The 20,811-nt window shown below is 60.7% G+C and carries 18 protein-coding genes; 12 read left to right on the forward strand and 6 right to left on the reverse strand.

Going from position 1 to position 20,811, the window contains the following annotated elements; all coding sequences use genetic code 11:
- From HPY65_14365 to HPY65_14415, 11 genes are all read left to right on the forward strand, one after another.
- Positions 1-137 (forward strand): acyl-CoA dehydrogenase (locus HPY65_14365; GenBank protein NPU85656.1); only part of this gene is annotated, 137 nt, incomplete at its 5' end.
- Between the two features lie 146 nt (positions 138-283).
- Positions 284-1,858, forward strand: coding sequence for an AMP-binding protein (locus tag HPY65_14370; GenBank protein NPU85657.1), 1,575 nt, complete (start codon positions 284-286; stop codon positions 1,856-1,858).
- An 88-nt stretch (positions 1,859-1,946) separates the two neighbouring features.
- Positions 1,947-3,086, forward strand: coding sequence for an acyl-CoA dehydrogenase (locus HPY65_14375; GenBank protein ID NPU85658.1), 1,140 nt, complete (start codon positions 1,947-1,949; stop codon positions 3,084-3,086).
- A 248-nt stretch (positions 3,087-3,334) separates the two neighbouring features.
- Positions 3,335-3,904, forward strand: a complete 570-nt coding sequence (locus tag HPY65_14380; GenBank protein NPU85659.1) for a hypothetical protein — start codon at positions 3,335-3,337, stop codon at positions 3,902-3,904.
- Between the two features lie 168 nt (positions 3,905-4,072).
- The gene (locus HPY65_14385; GenBank protein ID NPU85660.1) at positions 4,073-5,164 is read left to right on the forward strand and encodes a hypothetical protein; all 1,092 of its coding nucleotides are present in this window, start codon (positions 4,073-4,075) and stop codon (positions 5,162-5,164) included.
- Between the two features lie 18 nt (positions 5,165-5,182).
- Entirely contained in the window at positions 5,183-5,374 is a 192-nt protein-coding gene (locus HPY65_14390; protein ID NPU85661.1) for a ferredoxin, read from the forward strand.
- Positions 5,375-5,517: 143 nt separating this feature from the next.
- Positions 5,518-6,408 carry a nitronate monooxygenase gene (locus HPY65_14395; protein NPU85662.1) on the forward strand — a complete coding sequence of 297 codons (891 nt, stop codon included), beginning with the start codon at positions 5,518-5,520 and terminating at the stop codon, positions 6,406-6,408.
- A gap of 184 nt (positions 6,409-6,592) precedes the next feature.
- Positions 6,593-7,348 carry an ABC transporter ATP-binding protein gene (locus HPY65_14400; GenBank protein NPU85663.1) on the forward strand — a complete coding sequence of 252 codons (756 nt, stop codon included), beginning with the start codon at positions 6,593-6,595 and terminating at the stop codon, positions 7,346-7,348.
- A complete protein-coding gene (locus HPY65_14405) occupies positions 7,336-8,550 on the forward strand; it encodes a SufD family Fe-S cluster assembly protein (GenBank protein NPU85664.1) in 1,215 nt (404 codons plus the stop codon). Before HPY65_14400 ends, HPY65_14405 begins: the two co-directional genes overlap by 13 nt.
- Positions 8,551-8,840: 290 nt before the next feature.
- On the forward strand, positions 8,841-11,171 hold the full coding sequence (locus tag HPY65_14410; GenBank protein NPU85665.1) for an acetate/propionate family kinase: 2,331 nt from the start codon (positions 8,841-8,843) through the stop codon (positions 11,169-11,171).
- A gap of 7 nt (positions 11,172-11,178) precedes the next feature.
- Complete coding sequence (locus HPY65_14415) at positions 11,179-11,952, forward strand: hypothetical protein (GenBank protein NPU85666.1); 774 nt, start codon at positions 11,179-11,181, stop codon at positions 11,950-11,952.
- Positions 11,953-12,031: 79 nt separating this feature from the next.
- On the opposite strand, the gene HPY65_14420 is transcribed toward HPY65_14415, so the two are convergent.
- Both HPY65_14420 and HPY65_14425 read right to left on the reverse strand, forming a co-directional pair.
- Positions 12,032-12,727 (reverse strand): hypothetical protein, encoded by a 696-nt coding sequence (locus HPY65_14420; GenBank protein NPU85667.1) that lies wholly within the window; start codon positions 12,725-12,727, stop codon positions 12,032-12,034.
- A gap of 402 nt (positions 12,728-13,129) precedes the next feature.
- Positions 13,130-14,383, reverse strand: coding sequence for an EAL domain-containing protein (locus HPY65_14425; GenBank protein ID NPU85668.1), 1,254 nt, complete (start codon positions 14,381-14,383; stop codon positions 13,130-13,132).
- Between the two features lie 672 nt (positions 14,384-15,055).
- Between HPY65_14425 and HPY65_14430 the strand changes: the two genes are divergently transcribed.
- Positions 15,056-16,699: a sigma-54-dependent Fis family transcriptional regulator gene (locus HPY65_14430; GenBank protein ID NPU85669.1), complete on the forward strand. Its 1,644-nt coding sequence runs from the start codon at positions 15,056-15,058 to the stop codon at positions 16,697-16,699.
- Positions 16,700-16,721: 22 nt separating this feature from the next.
- Here the strand turns inward: HPY65_14430 and HPY65_14435 are convergent, their stop codons facing one another.
- The 4 genes from HPY65_14435 to HPY65_14450 are packed head-to-tail and all read right to left on the reverse strand — an operon-like array spanning position 16,722 to position 20,793.
- Complete coding sequence (locus HPY65_14435) at positions 16,722-17,114, reverse strand: hypothetical protein (protein ID NPU85670.1); 393 nt, start codon at positions 17,112-17,114, stop codon at positions 16,722-16,724.
- 1 nt (position 17,115) lies between these two features.
- Positions 17,116-18,108 carry a phosphotransferase family protein gene (locus HPY65_14440; protein ID NPU85671.1) on the reverse strand — a complete coding sequence of 331 codons (993 nt, stop codon included), beginning with the start codon at positions 18,106-18,108 and terminating at the stop codon, positions 17,116-17,118.
- A 1-nt stretch (position 18,109) separates the two neighbouring features.
- Positions 18,110-19,144, reverse strand: coding sequence for a hypothetical protein (locus HPY65_14445; protein ID NPU85672.1), 1,035 nt, complete (start codon positions 19,142-19,144; stop codon positions 18,110-18,112).
- Positions 19,141-20,793, reverse strand: a complete 1,653-nt coding sequence (locus HPY65_14450) for an acyl--CoA ligase (GenBank protein NPU85673.1) — start codon at positions 20,791-20,793, stop codon at positions 19,141-19,143. Before HPY65_14450 ends, HPY65_14445 begins: the two co-directional genes overlap by 4 nt.
- Positions 20,794-20,811: the final 18 nt, after the last annotated feature.

Genomic DNA, 20,811 nt, shown 5'->3' on the forward strand with positions numbered 1-20,811 from the left:
GCCACGGCTACGTCAAGGGGCCCGCCGTGGAGCGCCTGTACCGGGACGCCCGCTTCGCCGAGCTCGCCTACGGCACCTCGGAGATGCAGCGCGCCTTCATCGCCCGGGACAGCCTGAACCGCTACAAACCTGCCTGACCGGCAGTTCCATTCAACCTGTCACACCAGAATGAGGAGGGGCCCCGCCGGGGCCCCTGCCTCCGTTCCTCAACCCCAGATAACGCTTTCCCGGGGGGTGAATGCACCCTGTCCGGGGAAGTTCGGCGAAAAGGAGGTTTTTTTTCATGAATTCTCTTGCGTCGTATCAGAGGAATGTCATCCGCAGAACCAGCGTCGGCGATATTCTGGTCCGCTCAACGGCACGCCATCCCAACCGCCGGATCCTTCGCTTCCGGGACCGGAGCTACACGTATCGGGAACTGAACGAGGCCGTCAACCGCTGCGCCCACGGCCTGGCAGGGCTCGGCATCAAAAAGGGAGACCGGGCGGCGATCCTGTCCCACAACTGCGATCATTATGTCATTTACTGGTGGGCTCTCATGAAGCTGGGGGCCATCATCACTCCCCTGAACTTCATGCTCAAGGGAGACGAGATCAAGTACATCATCAACCACTCGGAACCGAAGGTCTTCTTCGTTGAGGACGCCCTGATCCCCCAGCTCGGCAGCGTGAAGGACGAGTTGAAAAGCGTCGATGTTTTCGGATGCATCAAGTTGGGGGATAAGGACATCCCGACAGGCTGGATGAATATCGAGGACCTCTGGAGCGACTCGAACCCCGTCACGGAACCGGAGGCGGAGATCGACTACGACGACCCGGCCATTCTCCTGTATACCTCCGGAACGGAAGCGGCGCCCAAGGGCGTCCTCAACTCGCACCTGAACTTCTATATGGTCCTTCTGAGCGCGTTGGCCGACCTGAAGGTCACGGAGAAAGACGTCCTCATCGGCGGCATTCCCCTGTACCACGTGGCGGCCATGTACCTGTGCATCGCCAGCTTCGCCACGGGCGCCCTCTACGTGATGGAGTACGCCCCGGATCCAGTGGAGATCCTCAAGCTTACCCAGGAGGAAAAGATCACGTACTGGATCTGGCCGCCCGCCCTGTATCTCTACCTGCCCATGGTGCCGGACTTCGAAAGCTACGACCTGAGCTCCCTCCGGATGTGCATCGTCTTCGGAGCCCTTGCGCCTCCGGCCGTCCTGGACCGCTGGCGGAAACTTCTCCCCGATACGGAATTCATGAACTACTACGGACAGACCGAAATGAGCCCGCTGGGAGCCTGCCTCCAGCACCGGGACATGGCGAAGCGGCCGGATTCGATCGGCCGGTCCCACCTGCCCCTCGAACTGAAGGTATTCGGTCCCGACAACTGCGAGGTCCCCCGGGGGGAGACGGGGGAACTGGTGGCCCGGGGCCCCTCCGTCATGCTGGGTTATTACAGGGAAGAGGAAAAAACGGCCCACACCTTCCGGGGTGGCTGGCATCACACGGGCGACATGGTCCGGATGGATCACGAGGGGTTCGTCTACTTCGTCGACCGGGCCAAGGACATCATCAAAACGGGCGGAGAAAACGTCTCTTCGCAGGAAGTGGAAGCGACCCTGTTCAAGCACGCCAAGGTGGCCGACGTGGCCGTCATCGGCATGCCCGACGACCGCTGGTCCGAAATCGTCACCGCCGTCATCGTCCCGCGTCCGGGGCAATCCCTGGACGAAAAGGAAGTCGTCGATTTCTGCAAGAATGAGCTGGCGGGTTACAAAGTCCCGAAAAAAATCATCTTCACGGACGCCCTGCCGCGGAATCCGAGTGGCAAGATCCTGAAGAACATCCTGCGGGAAAAGTTCGCGAAGGCATAACAACGACACAGGAAAGGGGGCGGATTTGAAATCTGTCCCCTTTCTTTTCCTTACCGACCGCCATCGACAGCCAAAAGGAGGCTTATTCATGTACCAGGAATATTTCACCGAAGACCACCAGATCTTCCGGGCCACCGTCCGGAAGTTCGTGGAAAAAGAGATCAAACCCCACATCGAGCACTGGGAGGATGCGGAGATCTTCCCCGTGGAGCTCTACGGCAAGGCCGCCGAGGCGGGCCTGATGGGCCTCGACTTCCCGGAGGCCTACGGCGGCATCCCCTGCGACAAGTTCATGCATGTCGCCTACACGGAGGAGATCTGCCGTTGCGGCTCCATCGGCCTCGTGTCGGGCCTGGGGAGCTATGCCATCGCCTGTCCCCCCATTCTGCACATGGGAACGGAAGAGCAGAAGCAGCGATTCCTGCCGCCCGTATTCAGCGGACGGAAGATCGCCGCCCTGGGAATCACGGAACCCGACGCCGGCTCCGACGTGGCGAACATCCGCACCCGGGCCGTCCGGGACGGGGATCACTACATCGTCAACGGCGCCAAGACCTTCATTACCAGCGGCTGCCGTGCCAACTTCATCACCACGGCGGTTCGGACCGGCGGGTCCGGTTTCAAGGGGATCAGCCTGCTCGTCGTCGACTCTTCCACTCCCGGTTTCTCCGTGGCCAAGAAGATCCGCAAGATGGGCTGGAACGCCTCCGACACCGCGGAGCTCTCCTTCGAGGACTGCCGCGTCCCGGCGGAAAACCTCCTGGGCGGCGAGGGAATGGGATTCTACGGCATCATGGCGAACTTCCAGAACGAGCGCCTCGCCCTGGCGGTGATGGCCCACGCCACGGCGGAACTGGCCCTGGAGGAATCGATCAAGTACGCCAAGACCCGGGAGGCCTTCGGGAAAACCCTTTCCGGATTCCAGGTGACCCGCCACAAGCTCGTGGACATGGCGACGAAAGTCTCCGTGGCCAAGGAATACAACTATCGCGTCGCCGCGAAGATGCAGGCGGGAATCGACTGCCTCCGGGATGTCTCCATGGCGAAGAACTTCGCCTGCGAGGTCTGCGACAAGGTCGTCTTCGACGCCGTCCAGATCCACGGCGGATACGGCTACACGCGGGAGTACCTGGTGGAGCGGCTCTACCGGGATTCCCGGATCCTGAGCATCGGCGGCGGCACGACGGAGATCATGAAAGAGATCGTCAGCAAGGTCATGCAATTCTAGCGCGGCTTTATCCCTATCCTGCTGCGGGCGGCAGGAGGGAAAGGAGCAGGCGTTTGCCGTCCCGGCACCCGTCGGGATACCGCGTCGGCTTTTTGCCGCTCAATCGGCAAAGAAACACCCGCTCTTCTTGACAACCTGTCTCCTTTTCTAGTATTGCCTTTTCTCGTGAGGTCCCGCCCCATCGGGGCCGGGACCTCATGTTCCATGCCTTTTGCATTCCCGAGGAAAATACGGAAACCCGGATACTCATGCGTTACCTCGTTGTCTCCGATACTCACGGCAACCGGAAGGATCTCCGGGACGCCATCGGCCGTTATGGCCCATTCGACGGCCTGATCCATCTCGGTGACGGGGTGCTCGACGGGCAGGCGATTGCCGACGAGATGGGAATCCCGTTTCACGGCATCCACGGAAATGAGGATTACGGCAGCAACTACCCCGACATGGAGGTCATGGACCTCGACGGCCGGTCCTACCTGCTCCTCCACGGCTTCCAACTCGACATGAATCCATATCATCCGCCGTCCGTCTGGAGGGAAACCCTTGCCGAACTGGCAAAGATGGCCAGGAAGCGCAAAGCCCGGGGGGTTTTCTTCGGCCACACCCACCAGGCCCTACTGGACATGGCCGGAGACACGCTCATCCTGAACCCGGGAGACCAGTATCGCGGCGCTTCCATTCCGCCTTCCTTTGCAGTAATCGAGACCGTCAACGGCGAGACCCGCATCGCCCTCTACCGGAAAGGCGGCCCCGACCGCTGGCGTATCATCTCGGAGGCCTACCTCAAGGAAAAGGCTCCGGAGCCTTTTTATCCCTGAGCGGATCCCTCTCTGTTGATCTTCCAGGAAAACCGCTTTATAATGCCGGGCAATCGGCCGCGGCTCCCGTCTTTTTGCGGCTGACCACGGCGAACGGCCATCCGGCCTTCCGGAGCGTCGTGTGAACCATTGTGATCCGCTGTTTCCCCCGTGACGATGGAGGAAAACGTGAGGAGCACCTGTCCGGTATCGGCCATCATGCTTCTCGCCCTGCTCGGGCTCCTGGCGGGGTGCGCCCAGGTCCGCGTCGGGACGATCCCTCCCCCCGCCCCCACGGCAAAACTCCGCGTCTATGTCCAGCCCGTCACCGTTCATCCCTCCGGCACCGGCACCAGAGGACATTTCAACAAGTCCCAGGAAGAGTTTTCACAAGCCACCTTCCGCAGGGTGCAGAAAATCCTGAATGAAACGGGAATTTACGAAGTCGCGCCCTGGCCCCAGGTCCGCGCCGTTCTGGGCGATCAGGAAATCGCCCCTCACCGGTGGCGGCAGAATGACTGGGAACTCGCCCGTAAGGTGGGACGGGCGCTTCATGCCGACTACGTTCTCATAACGGAGCGCGGATACGCGGGCATGAAATACTGGCAGATGATCCTGTTCAACCTGCAGTCGGGGAAGAAGTTCGAATTCATGGACCACGCAGCGCAGCTGGTCAAGGGGGATTTCCGCCAAATCGTCCGCCAATCCTTCCAAAAGATTTTCACCCAGGCCAAGGGTGACATGCTGGCTGTGGCTGTCCGCAAAGGTCGCCTGGCGCCGGTGGAACCGCTGCCGCGGGAGCCGGCTCGCGTCGCCCCTCCCACGGATGAAGAGCCGCCGGAGGAACCGGAAGCTCTGGAACCGGAACCGGAAATATCGGGAAAACCGAGGGTGGTCGTGTACGACCTGGACACGACGGAGCGCCTGCGCGTGGCGAGCCTGATCGTCACGGAGGCCCTCCGGGAGGAATTCCACCGGTCCGGCCGATTCACCATCGTCAACCGCCAGGATCTCAAGCGGGCCATGGACGAGATGAAACTGGGAGAATCCGGCCTTCTGGAGGAAGGCAAGGCCCTGCGTCTCGGGAAGTGGCTGGCCGCGAACCAGAGCGTTTCCGGCAGGCTTGCACCCCTTGGGAACCTGCTCGTCCTGCAGGCCCGGCGGACGGATCTCGAGACCGCAGGAATCATGGCCGCGGCGTCGCTCCGCTGCCGTGAGGGGCAAGAGGAAGACCTGCTGGCAGGCCTGCCGGAACTCGTCCAGAATCTATCCGGAAAATAGCGGGCGGAAGAGGAATTCATGCGGATCGTCATTGATCCAAAGTCCTGCAACGGATGTGAACGCTGCATCGAGACGTGTTTCGAAGTCTTCAGCCAGTGGGGTCTTTACCTGAGACCGGTCTTCGAAGTGAAGGAGCCGGACCGTCATCGGGAGGCCGTCGCGCGTGCCGTGCTGGGTTGTCCACGCCAGGCCATCCGCTGGGAGGAATAGATTTCCTGCGTCCCTCGGACCCTGGGGAAACGCCCTCCGGACGGAAGCCTCAGGGCCCAGGAAATCCGCTTCCGTCCCTGCAAAGCGCCGCGAACACCACGGGGCATCCCGCCCCGGTTGAACTCATCGAAAGGAGATCCACCATGTCCGAACTTCTTGGAATGCTCGGCTGCCGTCATCCCGTCATTCAAGGCCCCATTGCCGCCCTCAACGCCCCGGATTACGTCGCTGCCGTCAGTGAGGCCGGCGCTTTTGGAATGCTGGCCCTCGGCTTCAGCAACAGGGAAGACGCAAAGCGACTCGTTGCAGGCGTCCGCAGCCTCACGGACAAGCCGTTTGGGGCAAACCTGATGGTCATGAACCAGGAAAACCCGAAGATCCTGGAGATCCTTGCCGAGGCGGGCGTGAAGACGGTGACCACCTCGGCGGGGTCGCCGAAGGCCCTCTACCCCCAGATCCACGCCCACGGCATGAAGGGCCTCCATGTACTGCTCTCTCTGAGCACAGCGGTCAAAGCCATCGAGGCTGGCGCCGACGGCCTCGTCGTCTCCGGCTCCGAATCGGGGGGGCTGCGGTCCACCGGCTCCGAGTCTTCGACGATGGTTCTCGTTCCCCTTATAGCCGACGCGGTGAGGGTCCCCATCGTCGCCGCCGGCGGGATCGCCGACCGCCGCGGATACCGGGCGGCCCTGGCCCTGGGCGCCCAGGGGGTGCAGATTGGAACGCGCCTCATCGCGACACAGGAAAGCCCCGCGCCGGCCGTCTGGAAGGAGGCCATCCTGAAATGCGAGGACGGCGGCACGGTGCTCCTCAACCTGGGGAACATGAACATGCGGGTGATTCAGAATCCCAAACTCAAGGAGGAAATGAGCGACCCCAACATCAAGCTCCCGGAGCGCTACAACCTCTTCAACGCCCCGAAGGGGTGGCTTGCCGGGGACCTTGATCTGTTCCCCGCCGGGGCCGGCCAGGTGGCGGCCCTCATCCGGGACATCAAGACCGTCCGTGAGGTCATTGAGGAACTCGTCGCCTGAGAAAATGGGAAAGGGGGCGGATCTCAAATCCGTCCCCCGCTCCCCGTGTTGACAATCGCCCGGTGAGGACTACCTTGTAACCATCCCTCGGCGGCGGGACCGGTTGCGCCGAAAGAAAGACGAATCCATACGGCCTTACCCCTGGAAAACGGGGGATGCAAAGGAAAGGCGGCAGGAGGCGGCCATGCTGAAAATTGAAGATCTGCAGGTGAGCATCGGCGACCGGGAAGTCCTCCGGCACATCGACCTCGAGATCAAGCCCGGCGAAACCCACATCCTATTCGGACCCAACGGGTCCGGCAAAACGACGCTCCTCATGACCATTCTCGGCTACCCCCAGTACCGGGTGACCGCCGGGAAGATCGAATTCAAGGGCGTGGACATCACCCACATGCCCGTCAACGAGCGGACCCGCCTGGGAATCGGCATGTCCTTCCAGCGGCCGCCCACGATCCACGGGCTCAAGACCCGCCAGATGATCCGGATCTGCGGCCGCAGCGCCGTGGACGTGGAGGCCCTGGCGGCAAAAGTCAACTTCACGGACTTCCTGGACCGGGACATCAATGCCGGCTTCTCCGGCGGCGAGATCAAGCGCTCCGAACTGCTGCAGCTGATGGCCCAGGATGCGGACCTCCTCCTCTTCGACGAGCCCGAATCGGGCGTGGACCTGGAAAACATCGCCCTCATCGGCAACACCATCAGTACCCTTCTCCAGCGGGACTTCCGGATCGATGACGACCTCTCCCAGAAAGACCGGCGGCGACAGAGGACCAAGATGGGCCTCATCATCACCCACACCGGGTTCATTCTCGACTACGTCACGGCGGACAGGGGCCAGGTCCTGTATGACGGCATGATGAGCTGCAAGACCAATCCGCTGGAGATTTTCCACTGCATCAAGCAGGCGGGATACGAGGAGTGTGTGCGATGCACGACATAATGAACGAAAAGGCCGCGCAGGCCGCGGAGAAGAAGGCCGCCCTCGGTCCCGATATCGACCTCTCCGCCTTCTCGGCGGAGCCGACGGACCACGGCTACCTGGAAGACCTGACGAAGCTGCCCATGATCGACCGGCAGCGAATCCTGGAGTCCGGCGTGGACGCCACGGAGGAGGGCCGCTCCGGTACGTACGTCCAGAAGGACACGAGCGTTCTCCATGCCCATTCCGTCCAGGACGGCCTGGAGGTCCTCCCCATCAAGCAGGCCCTGAAGGAAAAGGAGTGGATCAAGGATTACTACTGGAAGCTCGTCGCCGTCGACGCCGACAAGTACACCGCCGGCGCCCAGCTGAACCTCCACGACGGCTATGTCATCCGGGCGCTCCCCGGGGCGAAGGTCACCCTCCCCGTCCAGGCGTGCCTCTACATCCACAAGGAGGGGCTCAGCCAGTACGTCCATAACCTGATCATCGCCGAGGAGGACTCGGAACTGCACGTCATTACCGGCTGCGCCACGTCCCCGACCCTCAAGCGGGGGCTTCACGTGGGCATCTCGGAATTCTTCGTGAAGAAGAACGCGAAACTCAGCTTCACCATGATCCACAACTGGGCGGAGGAGATGAGCGTCCGGCCCCGGTCCGTGGGCGTCGTCGAGGAAGGCGGCCTCTTCCTGAACAACTACATCTGCATGAAGCCGGTCCGCTCCCTCCAGATGTATCCAACCACCCACCTGGTGGGAAAGGGCGCCGTTTCCCGCTTCTACAGCCTCCTGGTGGGAAGCCCCGGCTCGGAACTGGACGTGGGGGGACGGATCTTCCTGAAGGCCCCGGAGACGAGGGCGGAGATCATCGCCCGTGCCATCTCCAACGGCGGGCGGATCATCAACCGGGGAGACCTGATCGGCGAGGTGACCGGCGTAAAGGCCCACCTGGAGTGCCGGGGCCTGATGCTCCGGGGAGGCCTGATCCACGCCATCCCGGAACTCCAGGCAAAGGTGGACGGCGTCGAGATGTCCCATGAGGCCGCCGTCGGCAAGATCGCCCAGGAGGAGATCCTCTACCTGATGTCCCGGGGCCTCACGGAAGACGAGGCCACGGCGACGATCGTCCGGGGCTTTCTCAGCGTCGACATTCCGGGCCTGCCTTCCGCGCTGAAGGCGGAGATCGACCGGGCCGTGGAGATGAGCGAGAAGGACTACCTGTAAGACGGGAGAGTCTCCCAAAAAAGAGACGGTTTGCCATACATCGGGCAACAGGCCCGACACATCTTGAAAAAGGGGACGGATCGGTACTCCGTCCCCTTTTTCACGGTCCAAACGGCAAAAAACAGGTCCGGCGCATTCCCGACACCCTTTATCTTCTTGAAATTCCGATAGATACATATTATACAAAGGCCGTTGTGAATCCTCTGATTCCGCATGCTGCACCGGCTTCGGAATCAGCGCCGTCAGGAAACCCCCGACCGATCTCCCGAACCGGGAAAGGAGCGGATGCCATGGACCTTGCCCCGTTTCTCAAGAGTGTCGACATTCTTTCCGATCTGGCCGATACCGAAATCGCCCTTCTGGCCGAAAACGCCCAGTACCTGGAATTCACGGACGGCGCCCCGATTATCCGGCTGGGAGAGATCGGCCGCTACCTCTGGATCGTCTACGAAGGGGAGGTGGAGGTCACCCTCCCCTGCCCCGACGGTACGGAAAAGCCCATCGCCGCCCTGGAGCGGGGGGCCGTCCTCGGGGAGATGTCCATCATGACGGGAGAGCCGGCTATGGCCAGCGTCGTTTCCGGCTGGTCGTCGAAGCTCCTCCGCATCCCCCGGGAGATCGTCTCCCGGGTCGTGGCGACCAATCCCAAAACCCTGGGGAAGATCACCAAGATCATCACCCGGCGACTTCTCGCGGACGAGCGGATCCTGGCGGAGCGGGAAAAGGCCTGCGTCGCCCTGCGGGAAAACACCGACCCTTACGACCTGAATTTCTCTTCCGTTTCCGCACCAATGAAGATCCTGGTCGTGAACAGCGGCAGCTCCTCCCTGAAATACTCGCTTTTCGACACGGCCAAACCGGCCCCCCTCCTGGAAGGGGCCGTTGAGAAGATCGGCTCCGGCGAGGCGGTCCATCATTTACGGACCCCGGAGACCCGGAAGGATCTGCCCGCCGCGGGGATCGCCACGGTCGGAGACGCCCTCGCGGTCATGCTCGGCGCGCTGACGGACCCCGAGATCAAGACCCTGGGATCCCTGAACGGGATCGATGCGGTGGGACACCGGGTCGTCCATGGGGGAAAACGGTTCTCCAGCTCCACCGTCATCAGCGACGAGGTGAAGGAAGCCATCCGCTCCTACATCCCCATCGCACCTCTCCACAACCCGTTCAACATCGAAGGGATCGAGGCCCTGGAGAAGCTGCTGCCGGCAGTCCCCCAGGTGGCCGTTTTCGATACGTCGTTCCATCAGACCATGCCCGATACCGCCGCCACCTACGCCATTCCCTTCGCGGTCGGCGAGGAGGAACAGATCCGCCGCTACGGGTTCCATGGAACGAACCACCGCTTCGTCGCCATGAGCGCTGCGACCTTTCTCAAGCGGCCCGTCGGGGAACTGAAGATCATCTCCTGCCACCTGGGAAGCGGCGCCTCGGTCTGCGCCATCGATCACGGCCGGAGCATCGACACGAGCATGGGCATGACGCCGCTGGAGGGGCTCATCATGGGCACCCGGGCCGGGGACCTCGATCCCGGGGCGATCCTTCACCTGATGCGGCACCGGGGCATGACCCTCGAAGAGGTGGACCGGATGCTCAACAAGGAGAGCGGCCTCAAGGGAATCAGCGGCAGAAGCAACGACATGCGGGAGGTCCTGCAGGGGGCGGAGGCGGAGGATCCACACTGCAAGCTTGCTGTCAGCGCCTTCTGCTACCGCCTTCGGAAGTACATCGGATCCTACGTCGCCGCCCTGGGGGGGCTGGACGTCCTGATCTTCACCGGCGGCATCGGGGAAAACTCGCCGGAGATCCGGGCCCGGGTATGCCAGGGACTGGAAACGTTCGGCATCGACCTTTCCGACGAGCTGAACCGTACGGCCAGGGCGGGCCGCGGGCAGCCCGCCGATATCTCCGACCCCGAATCGAAGGTGCGAGTCCTGATCGTACCGGCGGACGAGGAGCGGATGATCGCCCGGGAGACCGTCCATGCCCTCGGCCGGGTGGTCTCACAGGAGACCATCGAGAAATTCCGCTCCCGGGGCATCCCCCTGTCCACATCGGCCCACCACGTCCATCTCTGCCGGGCGGACTTCGATGTTCTCTTCGGCCCCGGCGGGGACCTGACGCCGCGCACGGAGCTGAGCCAGCCGGGCCAGTTCGCCGCCGTGGAGACGGTGAATCTCGTCGGCCCCAAGGGGCGGATCGAGAAGGTCCGCATTCTGGGCCCCCTGCGCAAGGAATCCCAGGTGGAGGTCTCCCGGACCGAACAGTTCAAGCTCGGCATCGATGCACCCATCCGCGATTCCGGAGACCTGGAGGGCACGCCGGGGATCGTCATCGAAGGGGAGAAGGGCACGGTCCGGCTTGAGAAGGGCGTGATTTCAGCAAAGCGCCACATTCACATGTCCCCCGAGGAGGCTCTGAACCTGGGGCTGCGAGACCGGGACGTCGTGATGGTGAAGGTCAAGGGCGTCCGGGAACTTATTTTCGGCGACGTCCTCGTCCGCGTTCATCCGACGTACCGGATGGACATGCACCTCGACACGGACGAGGCCAACGCCGCCCAGATCTCCGCCGGCGCCACGGGCTTCATCGAGGCCATCCAGCACCGGAACTTCATGTAGGGAGCGCATGCCCCGAACAGCCCGTACGAGAGCCCTGGCAGCACTGCTGATTTTCCTGATCCTGACAGTGGCCGGCGAGTCGGCACCGGATGCGCCCCTCAGTAAAGGCCCTCTCGCCTCTTCTCGCCAGGCCATCCTCGTGGTGGCGGAAGGCTGGGACAGTCCGCAGGCGGAACTGACGCTCTTCGAGCGTGAAGGACCGGGAGATACCTGGCGGCCCGCCGCAGCGGCGGCGCCGGCCCTGCTAGGCCGCAGCGGACTTGGCTGGGGCGCGGGCTTCGACGGGGAGGCAAACCCCGCGGACCCGCGAAAACAGGAAGGCGACGGCCGGGCTCCCGCCGGCGTTTTCCGCATCGGCACCGCCTTCGGCTATGCCGCCGGTGATGAGGCCGCCTTTCTCAAACTTCCCTACATCGCCTCCCGGGAAGGCTGGGAGTGCGTGGACGATATCCATTCCGCCCACTACAACCGTCTGGCCAGGAAATTTGAAACGGCCCGGCCGGACTGGAACAGCTCCGAACAGATGGTCCTCCCGGACCACCGCTACCGCTGGGGCGCCCTCATCGAATACAATGCCGACCCACCCCGGCCCGGTCGCGGCTCCTGCATTTTTCTCCACATCTGGCTCGACCCGTCCAGCCCGACATCGGGCTGCACGGCCCTCGATGAATCCAGCCTCCTGCAAATCCTCCGCCGCCTCCGGCCGGAGACAAATCCCGTCCTGATCCAGCTTCCCCGCCACGAATACGAGCGGCACCGGCAGGCCTGGGGCCTCCCCTGAAGCCCGTCCTTCCGGGAATATCGTAAACTGTCCGCCATATCGATCTTTCCGGCACCTCAAGTCGATGAGGAGAAATGCGTCATTGCAGTACGTATCCCTGCGTCGTCACATGACCGGCAACAACGTCATGCCAGATCGAATAGCCACGCCCGCTCAAATGCACCCCGTCGGTTGTGAGCTCGGAATCGAGAAGGCCGTCGGTTACGAAATGCGAATAGAGATCGATAAACTCCACATGGTAGCGGCTGCTCAGTTCCATCAGGGATTGATTCAACTGCAGCGCAGATTCGTTGTGATGGCCGTCGGCCGTCGGTAGAATGCTCTGGACAAAGATTTCCGCATGTGGAAGCCCGCTCTTCAGCCGTTGAATGATCGCCTCGTAGTTGGTGAGCGTTGTTACCGGGGGAACCTCTTCGCGGATGTCGTTGATTCCAATCTCGATGAAAATTTTCGAAGGGTTGTGGCGAATCACCTCATCGAGGCGCTGGAGGACGCCGTAACTGAAATCGCCGCAAATCCCGCGATTCAGCACGGCAGGGTTTTGAAAGACGGACAAATCGAAGAGCCCGGTCAGGCTGTCGCCCACGAAAATGACAGATCCATTCATTTTCTGGGATTTACTGAAAGAATGATACATGTTCTGCCAGTAGTTACTGTTGACGGCAGCCCTCACCTTACTTTCCGCCCTGAATGCATCATACTGTTTGCACCCCAGATAGACAAACAGCGGTACAATAATAATCAGGGATAGAATCCATATGCGTATTTTTTTCATAATATTTTTATTTCAAAATCCTTTTTCAGCTTACTTGTATCTTAAGAGCTGGATAAAAGTTGTTTAAAGCCCTGTTCTCAATCGGCAGGCGAATGACTGCGAACTTTTTATTCGCATCAATAGTGACAGATTGAATATCCTGCGACGTATTTATTGATTATTTAGTGCAGTGAGAATTTTCTTAAGGAGGCAGAAGAAGAACAACAGAATTATAAGTACATGTCAAGGAGACAAAACAATAAGAATAGTAAAATTATTGAGATTAATGACCGTGGTATGTCAAGAATTGTAAAATATATATTCAGGATGAATTCTTTTGTAAATTTTTCTTGGGGAATTGGATGCACGACAACCCGAGCGGTTTAAAAATAGCGCGCCGGACATTGAATAAAGCCGAAGAAATCAGATCGAACGGTCGTCTGCCAGAAAATCCATGCAGAGGATATATCGATGTCCGTTACTGCCCTGAAACAGATGGCTCAAGGTGATGCACAGGTTGCCCGTGGCGAAGGAGATGTAGTGGTCCGTTGTATATCTTTTCAGATCGGTGTTGATCAGCTGGAAATAGTATTCCTTGTAGGAAAGGTCCTCATGCTTCCTGGCCGCCTGAAACAGAGGATTGACATTCCTGTTGATGGATCCCTTCATGACCGTATCCGTCTGCTGAATCCCCCCGTCGTCCACGACATAAAGCGCATCGATGAAGTCGAATTGCGACATGGCTTCCCTGAGTTCACCTTCAAATGCCGCCGGCGGCTTTCCCTCCAGCCTCCGAATGACGCTCCGGGCCGCTTTCTGATAAAGCTTGTTCTGCAGACGGCGGGCCTTTACCATATCGATGCACTTGATTTTATAGTCGTTCGCGACATCCGTGAGTTTCTGTTCCGCCTCGTCCGGAACGAGAATGGTGCGGTCCCGGGGCCGGGCAAAGTAGTAGCCCTGAAACAGATCCGCACCGTACTCAAGGCAACGGATGGCCTCCTCTCTCGTTTCCACTCCTTCGGCCAGGATCAGGGAACCGATGCTCTGCGACAGGTTGGCGAGGGATCGGAAGATCTCCTGTTTGAAGTAGTCAGCGGCGACCCCGCTGATGATGGAGCGGTCGACCTTGATGATATTGGGCCGCAGGAGGGAAATACGGTCGAAGTTGGAGTGTCCGGCTCCCACGTCATCCAGGGCGATGTTGAATCCGCATTCACCGTATGCTTTCACGAACCACAGCAGGGCGCCGGTGTCGGCTGTCCGGGATTCCACGAATTCGATCACGATATTGGCGGGCGGGATTCCGTTCCGAATGACCTGATTGAGAAAGTATCCCGATCCCACGGTCTCGGACGACAAAAACGATGTTTCCAGGTTGAGGAAAAGCAGATAATTCTTTTTGTAATCAAGGAGTTTGCGGAAGGAGGCCAGGACCTTTTCCCTGCAGAGACGGTCAAACTCCAAAGTGAGACCGTGGCGCCGTGCGGCGTCGAACAGGGACAGAGGCGGCAGGATGCGGCCGTCCGGGGACAGGCCGCGGATCAGTCCCTCGCATCCGATGACGGAATGATTGCGGGTCGACAGGATCTGCTGAAAATGGACGATGATCCCCTCGGCGGCGATGATCTCCTTCAGCTCTGACAGGGAAAGGGGCGCACTAGAGCAATTGGTCAATGGAGCTCCTCGCAGTCAGCATGCCTTCTCGGGAGCATCCCCTCTCCGGTAGGACAACCCCTGAATTTTGTTTTATCGCAAGTTGAATACCAATCCGACACGCTGAACAATCATCCCGTATTCATTATAAAATTACAATATTTCTAGCCGGAGGGGAGGGAAGAAACGGGACAATTCCGGCCGATAGAAGGGTGGAAGGACAAATATGTGGAAACGGAGTCCGCCGGAGGTTCGTCCCGGACTGCCACCAAATAGCTCACTCTATTTCCTTCGCCTGAACCTCAGCGGTCTGCCCCATCGTTCCGCATGGAACATGATCATCCCGATATCATGGGGCCGCATTTGGATCCTCCTCCCGCTGCCCCGTTTTCATTCTTGCCCGAGGCTGACGGCGTCCGGCGGCACTCACGGGGTGACTCACGGCATGAAGCTGGCTGGCGGAGCCATGGCAAGCACCGGTCCGGTGCAGTGTTCCGTAAACAACCAGCGTAGCGGGACAGCGAATACATCCAACGTCGGTTCGAGCGGCCATCCCTCCTTGACTTTTGATTTACCGGGCATTTAAAGTCTTCCGGACCGCGGAAGCAAAACAATGTGAACAGAGCGGGCATGGAGCAGCATCCCCGGCTATATCCGGGACACACATCGCAGAAACGGATAAGGGAGTATCCTATGTATGTAACAGCTCGGGACAGCGCGCTGTACCTCAGAAGCATGTTTCGCCGGCAGATCGATTATTCCCTGGAGAGAAGCTGCGCCGTCGGCATCAATCAGAACATAAAAAAAGCCCCTGTAACATTCAGCAAAGAGTACATCAACGACCGGTCCGAACAGGTGAGGAGACTCGTCGATGCGGCAACGCCCGTCCTGGAGCAATTCCACTCCATGCTCGAGCTGTCGCGCTTCGTGGTGGCCGTGGCCGACGAGAAAGCCGTCATCATCGCCGGCACGGGAAACAGCAGGTGGTCCGAGAGCGGGATGCGTTGCGGCTTCAATATCGGAACGAGCTGCAGCGAGGAATACATCGGGACCAACGCGATCGGGACCTCTCTTGCCACCGGCCAGCCCATGTGTGTCATCGGGGAGGAGAATTACATCAAGCAGTGGCAGGATTCGGCCAATGCGGCAACGGTGATCCGGGACCCCTTCACGGGGGAAGTTGCCGGTGCCGTGTGCCTGACCTGCTTCATCAAGCATTTTCACATATTTGCACTGGGCATCGTGCAGTCCATCGCCGGCATGATCGAAGAAAGACTGAGATACGCCCCGGCACCGGCCGTTCGAATGAACTGGACATCAAGGTCTTCCATCCCCTCCGTACCCCGAGCGGGCGCGAGAACCGCCGCAGGCGTTCGCTTTCCCGAAGGAGAAGACCCGTCCGCATGGACCCGGTTGCATCGCGAGTTCATATTCGGCTCCGCCGGCATCGGCAGGCTCCTCGGGAAGGCCCGGAAGGCCGCGCAATACGATTCGACCAAGCTGATCCTGGGAGAAAGCGGCGTGGGAAAGGAGATCCTAGCGGGTTATATTCATGAACACAGCCGGCGCAGGGATCTTCCGTTCGTGGCCGTCAACTGTGCGGCCATCCCGCCCGACCTGATGGCGAGCGAATTTTTCGGCTATGAGGCGGGAGCATTTACCGGGGCCAGGCGGGGAGGGAGCCCCGGCCGGTTCGAGCAGGCGGCGGGAGGATCCATCTATCTTGATGAAATCAGCGAAATGAGCATGAACCTTCAAGCTTACCTGCTGCGCGTCATCGAGGACAAGACGGTGACCCCCCTCGGCGGCGGCCGGCCGAAGCGGGTCGACGTCCAGATCATCACCTCGACGAATCGGGACCTGAGGGAGATGGTGAAAGAAAAAAGCTTTCGGGGCGACCTGTACCATCGCCTCAACGTGATTTCGTTCCACATCCCGCCCCTGCGGGAGCGCCGGGAGGACATCCCCCGGCTGGTGAACCATTTCCTCCGGAAAATGAGCGACAGGCACGGAGGGGACATGAAGGAGATGTCGGGCCGGGCCATGGGAGCGCTGCTCGACTATCCCTGGCCCGGCAACGTGCGGGAACTGGAAAATGTGATCGAGACGGCCTGCATCTTCTCGGAAGGGCGGGTGATCGAAGCCTGTGACCTCAGGGAGGACATCGCCGGCGGCCGCCACGCGGAATCGCCGGACTCCCTGGAGCTGCGCCGCATCCGGACCGCCCTCGGGACATGCCGGTGGAACCTCTCCCGCGCTTCCCGTTCGCTGGGAATGGCCCGCTCAACGCTGTACCGGAAGATGGCAAAGTACCGCCTTTCCAGGGAGAATGCGTAACGGGGGAAAGGGACCCCGTTTTTCAGCCTCCCGCGCCCACCGATTCCTCCAGGGCCTTCCGGTACCCGGAATACTCGGGATTGTCGATGGACAGCTGTGCCATCGTCGTCTCGAACAGGTGTCGGAAAAGATCTCCTTCGCGGTCGTCCAGTTCGCCGTTCCGCAGGCGGCGGCACAATTCGTCATTCAGCTCCGGGACCCCGCCTTCGATACCGAGCAGCGAGCGGAGCCGCCCCTGTTCCTCGCTTGCGAATCCCGGGCCCAGCTGGAGTTCCCTCCGCACCAGCGCCAGGACGTTGATGGCGACCCGCGTGTGAAAGGCCCGGTGCGAATCGACAACCTTCACGATTCTCTTTTCCAGAAATTCCTGAACGGCCTCCAGCAGCTCTAAAACGGTCGGTCGTGATGGAGCCATGTCACTTTCCCTCTCTCAGCAGTCGCAGCAGATCGATCTCCGTTTCCGAGGTCCGCCGTCCGATGGCGGCCAGCTCGACGGAGCGCTTCATTCCCATCAGATGGGTGAAAGCCTGGACAATGCAGATGATTCCCCACTTCAGCGTTCCGAACACCTCCCAGAAATGGACCGCGGCGGGATCGACGGGAACGCCTCCCGCTCCCTCGTACCCGGCGAACAGGTCCTCCCGGGTGCCGAAGCCGCCGACGGGGTGGTCGATGTGGCCGAAGCGCCAGGAATTGACACATATCCAGCCGAGGTCCTCCATGGGATCGCCGAGATGGGCAAGCTCCCAGTCGAGGACGGCCCGGACACCCTCGGGGCCGACAATGAAATTCCCGTTCCGGAAATCGCCGTGCACCAGACGCAGATCCCCCGGCTCCGGAAGGTGGTCCTGAAGCCAGCGCAGGGCGAACTCGAAAACGGGGTGCCTGGCGCCGAAGGCGTCGTAGAACGCGTACAGCTGTTTCAGCCCCGCCTCTGCTGGCTGCTTCTTCAGGGGTGGGAGAAGGCCTGCATCGACGGCGTGGATGCCGGCGAGAATTTTTCCGCATTGCCGGGCCATGACGCCCCGCGCCTCCGCATACTCGTCGTCTCGCAGGATCTTCCGCGCGATGGTCTCGCCCGGTATGCGCTGCATGGCATACCCGGGACCGATCCCGTCCTCGTCATCGAGAACGAAATGGACGGGAGGAACGGGAACGCCCGCCTTCTGCACGTTTGCCAGCACCTGTGCCTCCGTTCCCCGGTCGAGGCGGTTCTTGTCTTTCTTCCCTCCCGGGGGCGACAGCCTGAGGATCAGCTCATGGCGGACAGCGTCGCAGAGGGCGTCGAAATGCCACGTCTCCGCGGAAGCGCCGCCGGAGAGAGGCCGTAGATCTTCGATCACCACCGGTTTCCCCAGATGCCGCGAGGCGGCGCGGGTGAGGCAGCCGGCGAGTTCTTCCTGCTTCATGTCATACCTTCTCCTTTCCCGCCGGTTCGCCGTGGATAATCTGGTCGAGGTATTCCGACATCCCATATCCTACCCTGCCCCGGTACCGGTATTCTGTCATCCCCTCGGTGATACGGGTTTCGAGCACGTCGCCCGCCTCGTTCTTTCTCCGGTTGCGGAGCGGGATGAGGGACAGGACCCGCCCCTCAATCTCATGCACGCCGTCGTCGGTCCCGGCCTTCACCTTGAGGGCGGTCTGATAGTAGTTTTCGTCCCACTCTGTCTGCAGCTCCACGTCCCGGAAGGGAACGTACAGGCCGTTCTCCAGCATGATCCCCATCATCTGGTGGTTTCCGTCTTCCTTGCCCATGATCATGAACATGAACCCGAGATCGGGGCCGAAATTCATCGGCAGCCACCGGTACCAGTAGATGTTCTGCCAGTACCGCGGGCCCCAGGAGTGGTCCCGCAGTCCGAAACCATCGATCTTCCATTCCCGCTCCTGGACACGGATGGTTCCCGAGCCGCTCATGTGCTGCTCGTAATGCGCCTTCGCAAACGCCTCCTCCGGAGGCTCCTGGAAAGGGCTGCCGTCCCTGTTGACCATCTCGCCGCCGAAGACCGGTCCGACCGCATGGAAGTCCAGGGCCACCGAACAATCGACAATGGGATTCTCCGCGAAGGCTTTCATCGGTTTCGCCATCTCGTGCGGATTCTTCAGGAGGCACACCGGTCCGCTGTAGGTGACCCGGATCCGCTTCAGCGGCTCCGGGACCTCGAATTTCAGCCCCGCCGCGTCGAGGGACTCGTTCGACGAAATGTTCGGACGGCTGAAGATGAATCCCACGCTTCCGTCGGGGAGATACAGGCAGCAGGTGACCTCCGCGTTCCCCTCATTCGGACGGTTTCCCACGCGAAACCATCCGCCCATGGCCTGGTTGAAGTCGAATATGTTGATGTACATGCTTTCATTGAAGTTCTTCGCATCATCAACGGGATGATTGTACTCGTCCTCCGGGGAAACCCGGAAGGACAGGGTGTCGAGCATATTCCTCATGAAACGGCGTCCTCCCTTTTCTTCATGTATTCGTCTCGCAGCATGAACCGCATCACCTTCCCGAGCTCGAACCGCCGCGGAAGCTGGTCGATGTACCAGATCGCCGACGGGGCCTTGTAGCTTGCCATCTGCTCCTTGCAGAAACCGATGAGTTCCTCCGCAGGAACCGCCTCCGCTGTCTGCCCCGGCGCCAAGACGACGGCCGCGACGACGCGGGCTCCCCAGGCCGGGTCGGGAACACCGAAGACAGCCGCTTCCAATACCTTGGGGTGCTGATTGAGCCGGCGCTCGACCTCGGCGGGGAAGATGTTCTCGCCGCCCCGGTTGATCATGTCCTTTGCCCGGTCGGCGAAGTACACATACCCGTCTTCGTCCATCCATCCGGCGTCGCCGGTGTGGAACCATCCGTTCCTGTCGATCGTCCGTGCCGTCTCTTCCGTATTGCGCCAGTATCCGACGGTCACTTTCTCGCCCCGGGAGGCAATCTCCCCCACGACCCCGGGAGGAACCTCCTTGCCGAAAGGATCCAGAATCGTGCTCTCGATACCGTAACGGAAAGGACGGCCGATGCTCTTCAGGCGGGCGATTTTCTTCTCGACCTCCTCGGGGGTACCCGTCAGATCGTGATCCTCGGGAAGCTTGGCGATGTTGATGCACACTTCCGTCGAGCCGAAGGCGTCCATGTAGCGAATGCCCGGAGGAAATTTCTTCAGGATGTCCTGGAGGAGAGCGGGGTCCATCGGCATCGCGCCATAGGGGACAAAACGCAAGCTGCTGAGATCGTACTTCCCGAAGGACGGATCGTGGAGAATGAAGAAGAACATGATCGGCACCAGGTAGCACAGGGAGACCTGCTCCCTCTCCACCGTCTGCATGAATCCTTCGGGCACAAAATCCGACGATACGACGATGTTGCAGCCGAATTTCATGCCCGCGTAGAGCGTCATGATGCCTGCGATGTGGTACACGGGAATGATCATCATGACGACATGATATCCCCGGTCCGGATGCATGGTGCTCTCGATGAGGTTCCCCATCTCACCATAGAAGTTCGTCATGATCTGCCGGTGCGTCGCCATGGAACCCTTGGGAAGGCCCGTGGTGCCGCTGGTGTAGCAGATGGCCAGGATGTCGTCCAGAGTCATGTGCGGCGTCTCGATCGCTTCTTCCGTCTCCCCGGCCAGCGCCGTCTCATAATCGACCGCCCATTCGGGGGCCTCTCCGTTGGTGCAGAGATAGTGCTTCACCCCCAGTTGATACGTGAGGGTCGGCTCGAAAACGGCGGCATACCGGCTTTCCAGGATCAGCGCCTTGGCCCCCGATTCCGTCAGGATGAACAGAGCCTCTGGGCTCTTCAGGCGGAAGTTCATGGGAACGCAGATCGCACCGAGCTTGAGGATCGCCAGATACTGCTCCGGGTACTGCCAGCCGTTGTTCTGGAAGATGGCGACACGGTCGCCCTTGCCGACGCCGAGCCGCGCAAGATAATGCGCCAGCCGGTTCGACCGACGGTCGATCTCCCCGTAGGTCTTCCGGACCGTGCCGTCTGCAGTCACGACGGCTGTCCGTTCCGGATGCTCCCTGATGACCTGCGTCAGGTGTTCGAGCATGTTGTTTTTCTCAAACGTGATCGGCACGTATTCGGGCATGTTCCCTCCTTCTGTGAA

The sequence above is a fragment of the Syntrophaceae bacterium genome, from assembly GCA_013177825.1.
Taxonomy (GTDB): Bacteria; Desulfobacterota; Syntrophia; order Syntrophales; family PHBD01; genus PHBD01.

What these genes read in the sequence shown, in the direction of transcription:
- HPY65_14370 (NPU85657.1), top strand. Translation starts at nt 284, where the DNA reads ATGAATTCTCTTGCGTCGTATCAGAGGAATGTCATCCGCAGAACCAGC.
- HPY65_14375 (NPU85658.1), top strand. Translation starts at nt 1,947, where the DNA reads ATGTACCAGGAATATTTCACCGAAGACCACCAGATCTTCCGGGCCACC.
- HPY65_14380 (NPU85659.1), top strand. Translation starts at nt 3,335, where the DNA reads ATGCGTTACCTCGTTGTCTCCGATACTCACGGCAACCGGAAGGATCTC.
- HPY65_14390 (NPU85661.1), top strand. Translation starts at nt 5,183, where the DNA reads ATGCGGATCGTCATTGATCCAAAGTCCTGCAACGGATGTGAACGCTGC.
- HPY65_14395 (NPU85662.1), top strand. Translation starts at nt 5,518, where the DNA reads ATGTCCGAACTTCTTGGAATGCTCGGCTGCCGTCATCCCGTCATTCAA.
- HPY65_14400 (NPU85663.1), top strand. Translation starts at nt 6,593, where the DNA reads ATGCTGAAAATTGAAGATCTGCAGGTGAGCATCGGCGACCGGGAAGTC.
- HPY65_14405 (NPU85664.1), top strand. Translation starts at nt 7,336, where the DNA reads ATGCACGACATAATGAACGAAAAGGCCGCGCAGGCCGCGGAGAAGAAG.
- HPY65_14410 (NPU85665.1), top strand. Translation starts at nt 8,841, where the DNA reads ATGGACCTTGCCCCGTTTCTCAAGAGTGTCGACATTCTTTCCGATCTG.
- HPY65_14415 (NPU85666.1), top strand. Translation starts at nt 11,179, where the DNA reads ATGCCCCGAACAGCCCGTACGAGAGCCCTGGCAGCACTGCTGATTTTC.
- HPY65_14420 (NPU85667.1), bottom strand. Translation starts at nt 12,727, where the DNA reads ATGAAAAAAATACGCATATGGATTCTATCCCTGATTATTATTGTACCG.
- HPY65_14430 (NPU85669.1), top strand. Translation starts at nt 15,056, where the DNA reads ATGTATGTAACAGCTCGGGACAGCGCGCTGTACCTCAGAAGCATGTTT.
- HPY65_14435 (NPU85670.1), bottom strand. Translation starts at nt 17,114, where the DNA reads ATGGCTCCATCACGACCGACCGTTTTAGAGCTGCTGGAGGCCGTTCAG.
- HPY65_14440 (NPU85671.1), bottom strand. Translation starts at nt 18,108, where the DNA reads ATGAAGCAGGAAGAACTCGCCGGCTGCCTCACCCGCGCCGCCTCGCGG.
- HPY65_14445 (NPU85672.1), bottom strand. Translation starts at nt 19,144, where the DNA reads ATGAGGAATATGCTCGACACCCTGTCCTTCCGGGTTTCCCCGGAGGAC.
- HPY65_14450 (NPU85673.1), bottom strand. Translation starts at nt 20,793, where the DNA reads ATGCCCGAATACGTGCCGATCACGTTTGAGAAAAACAACATGCTCGAA.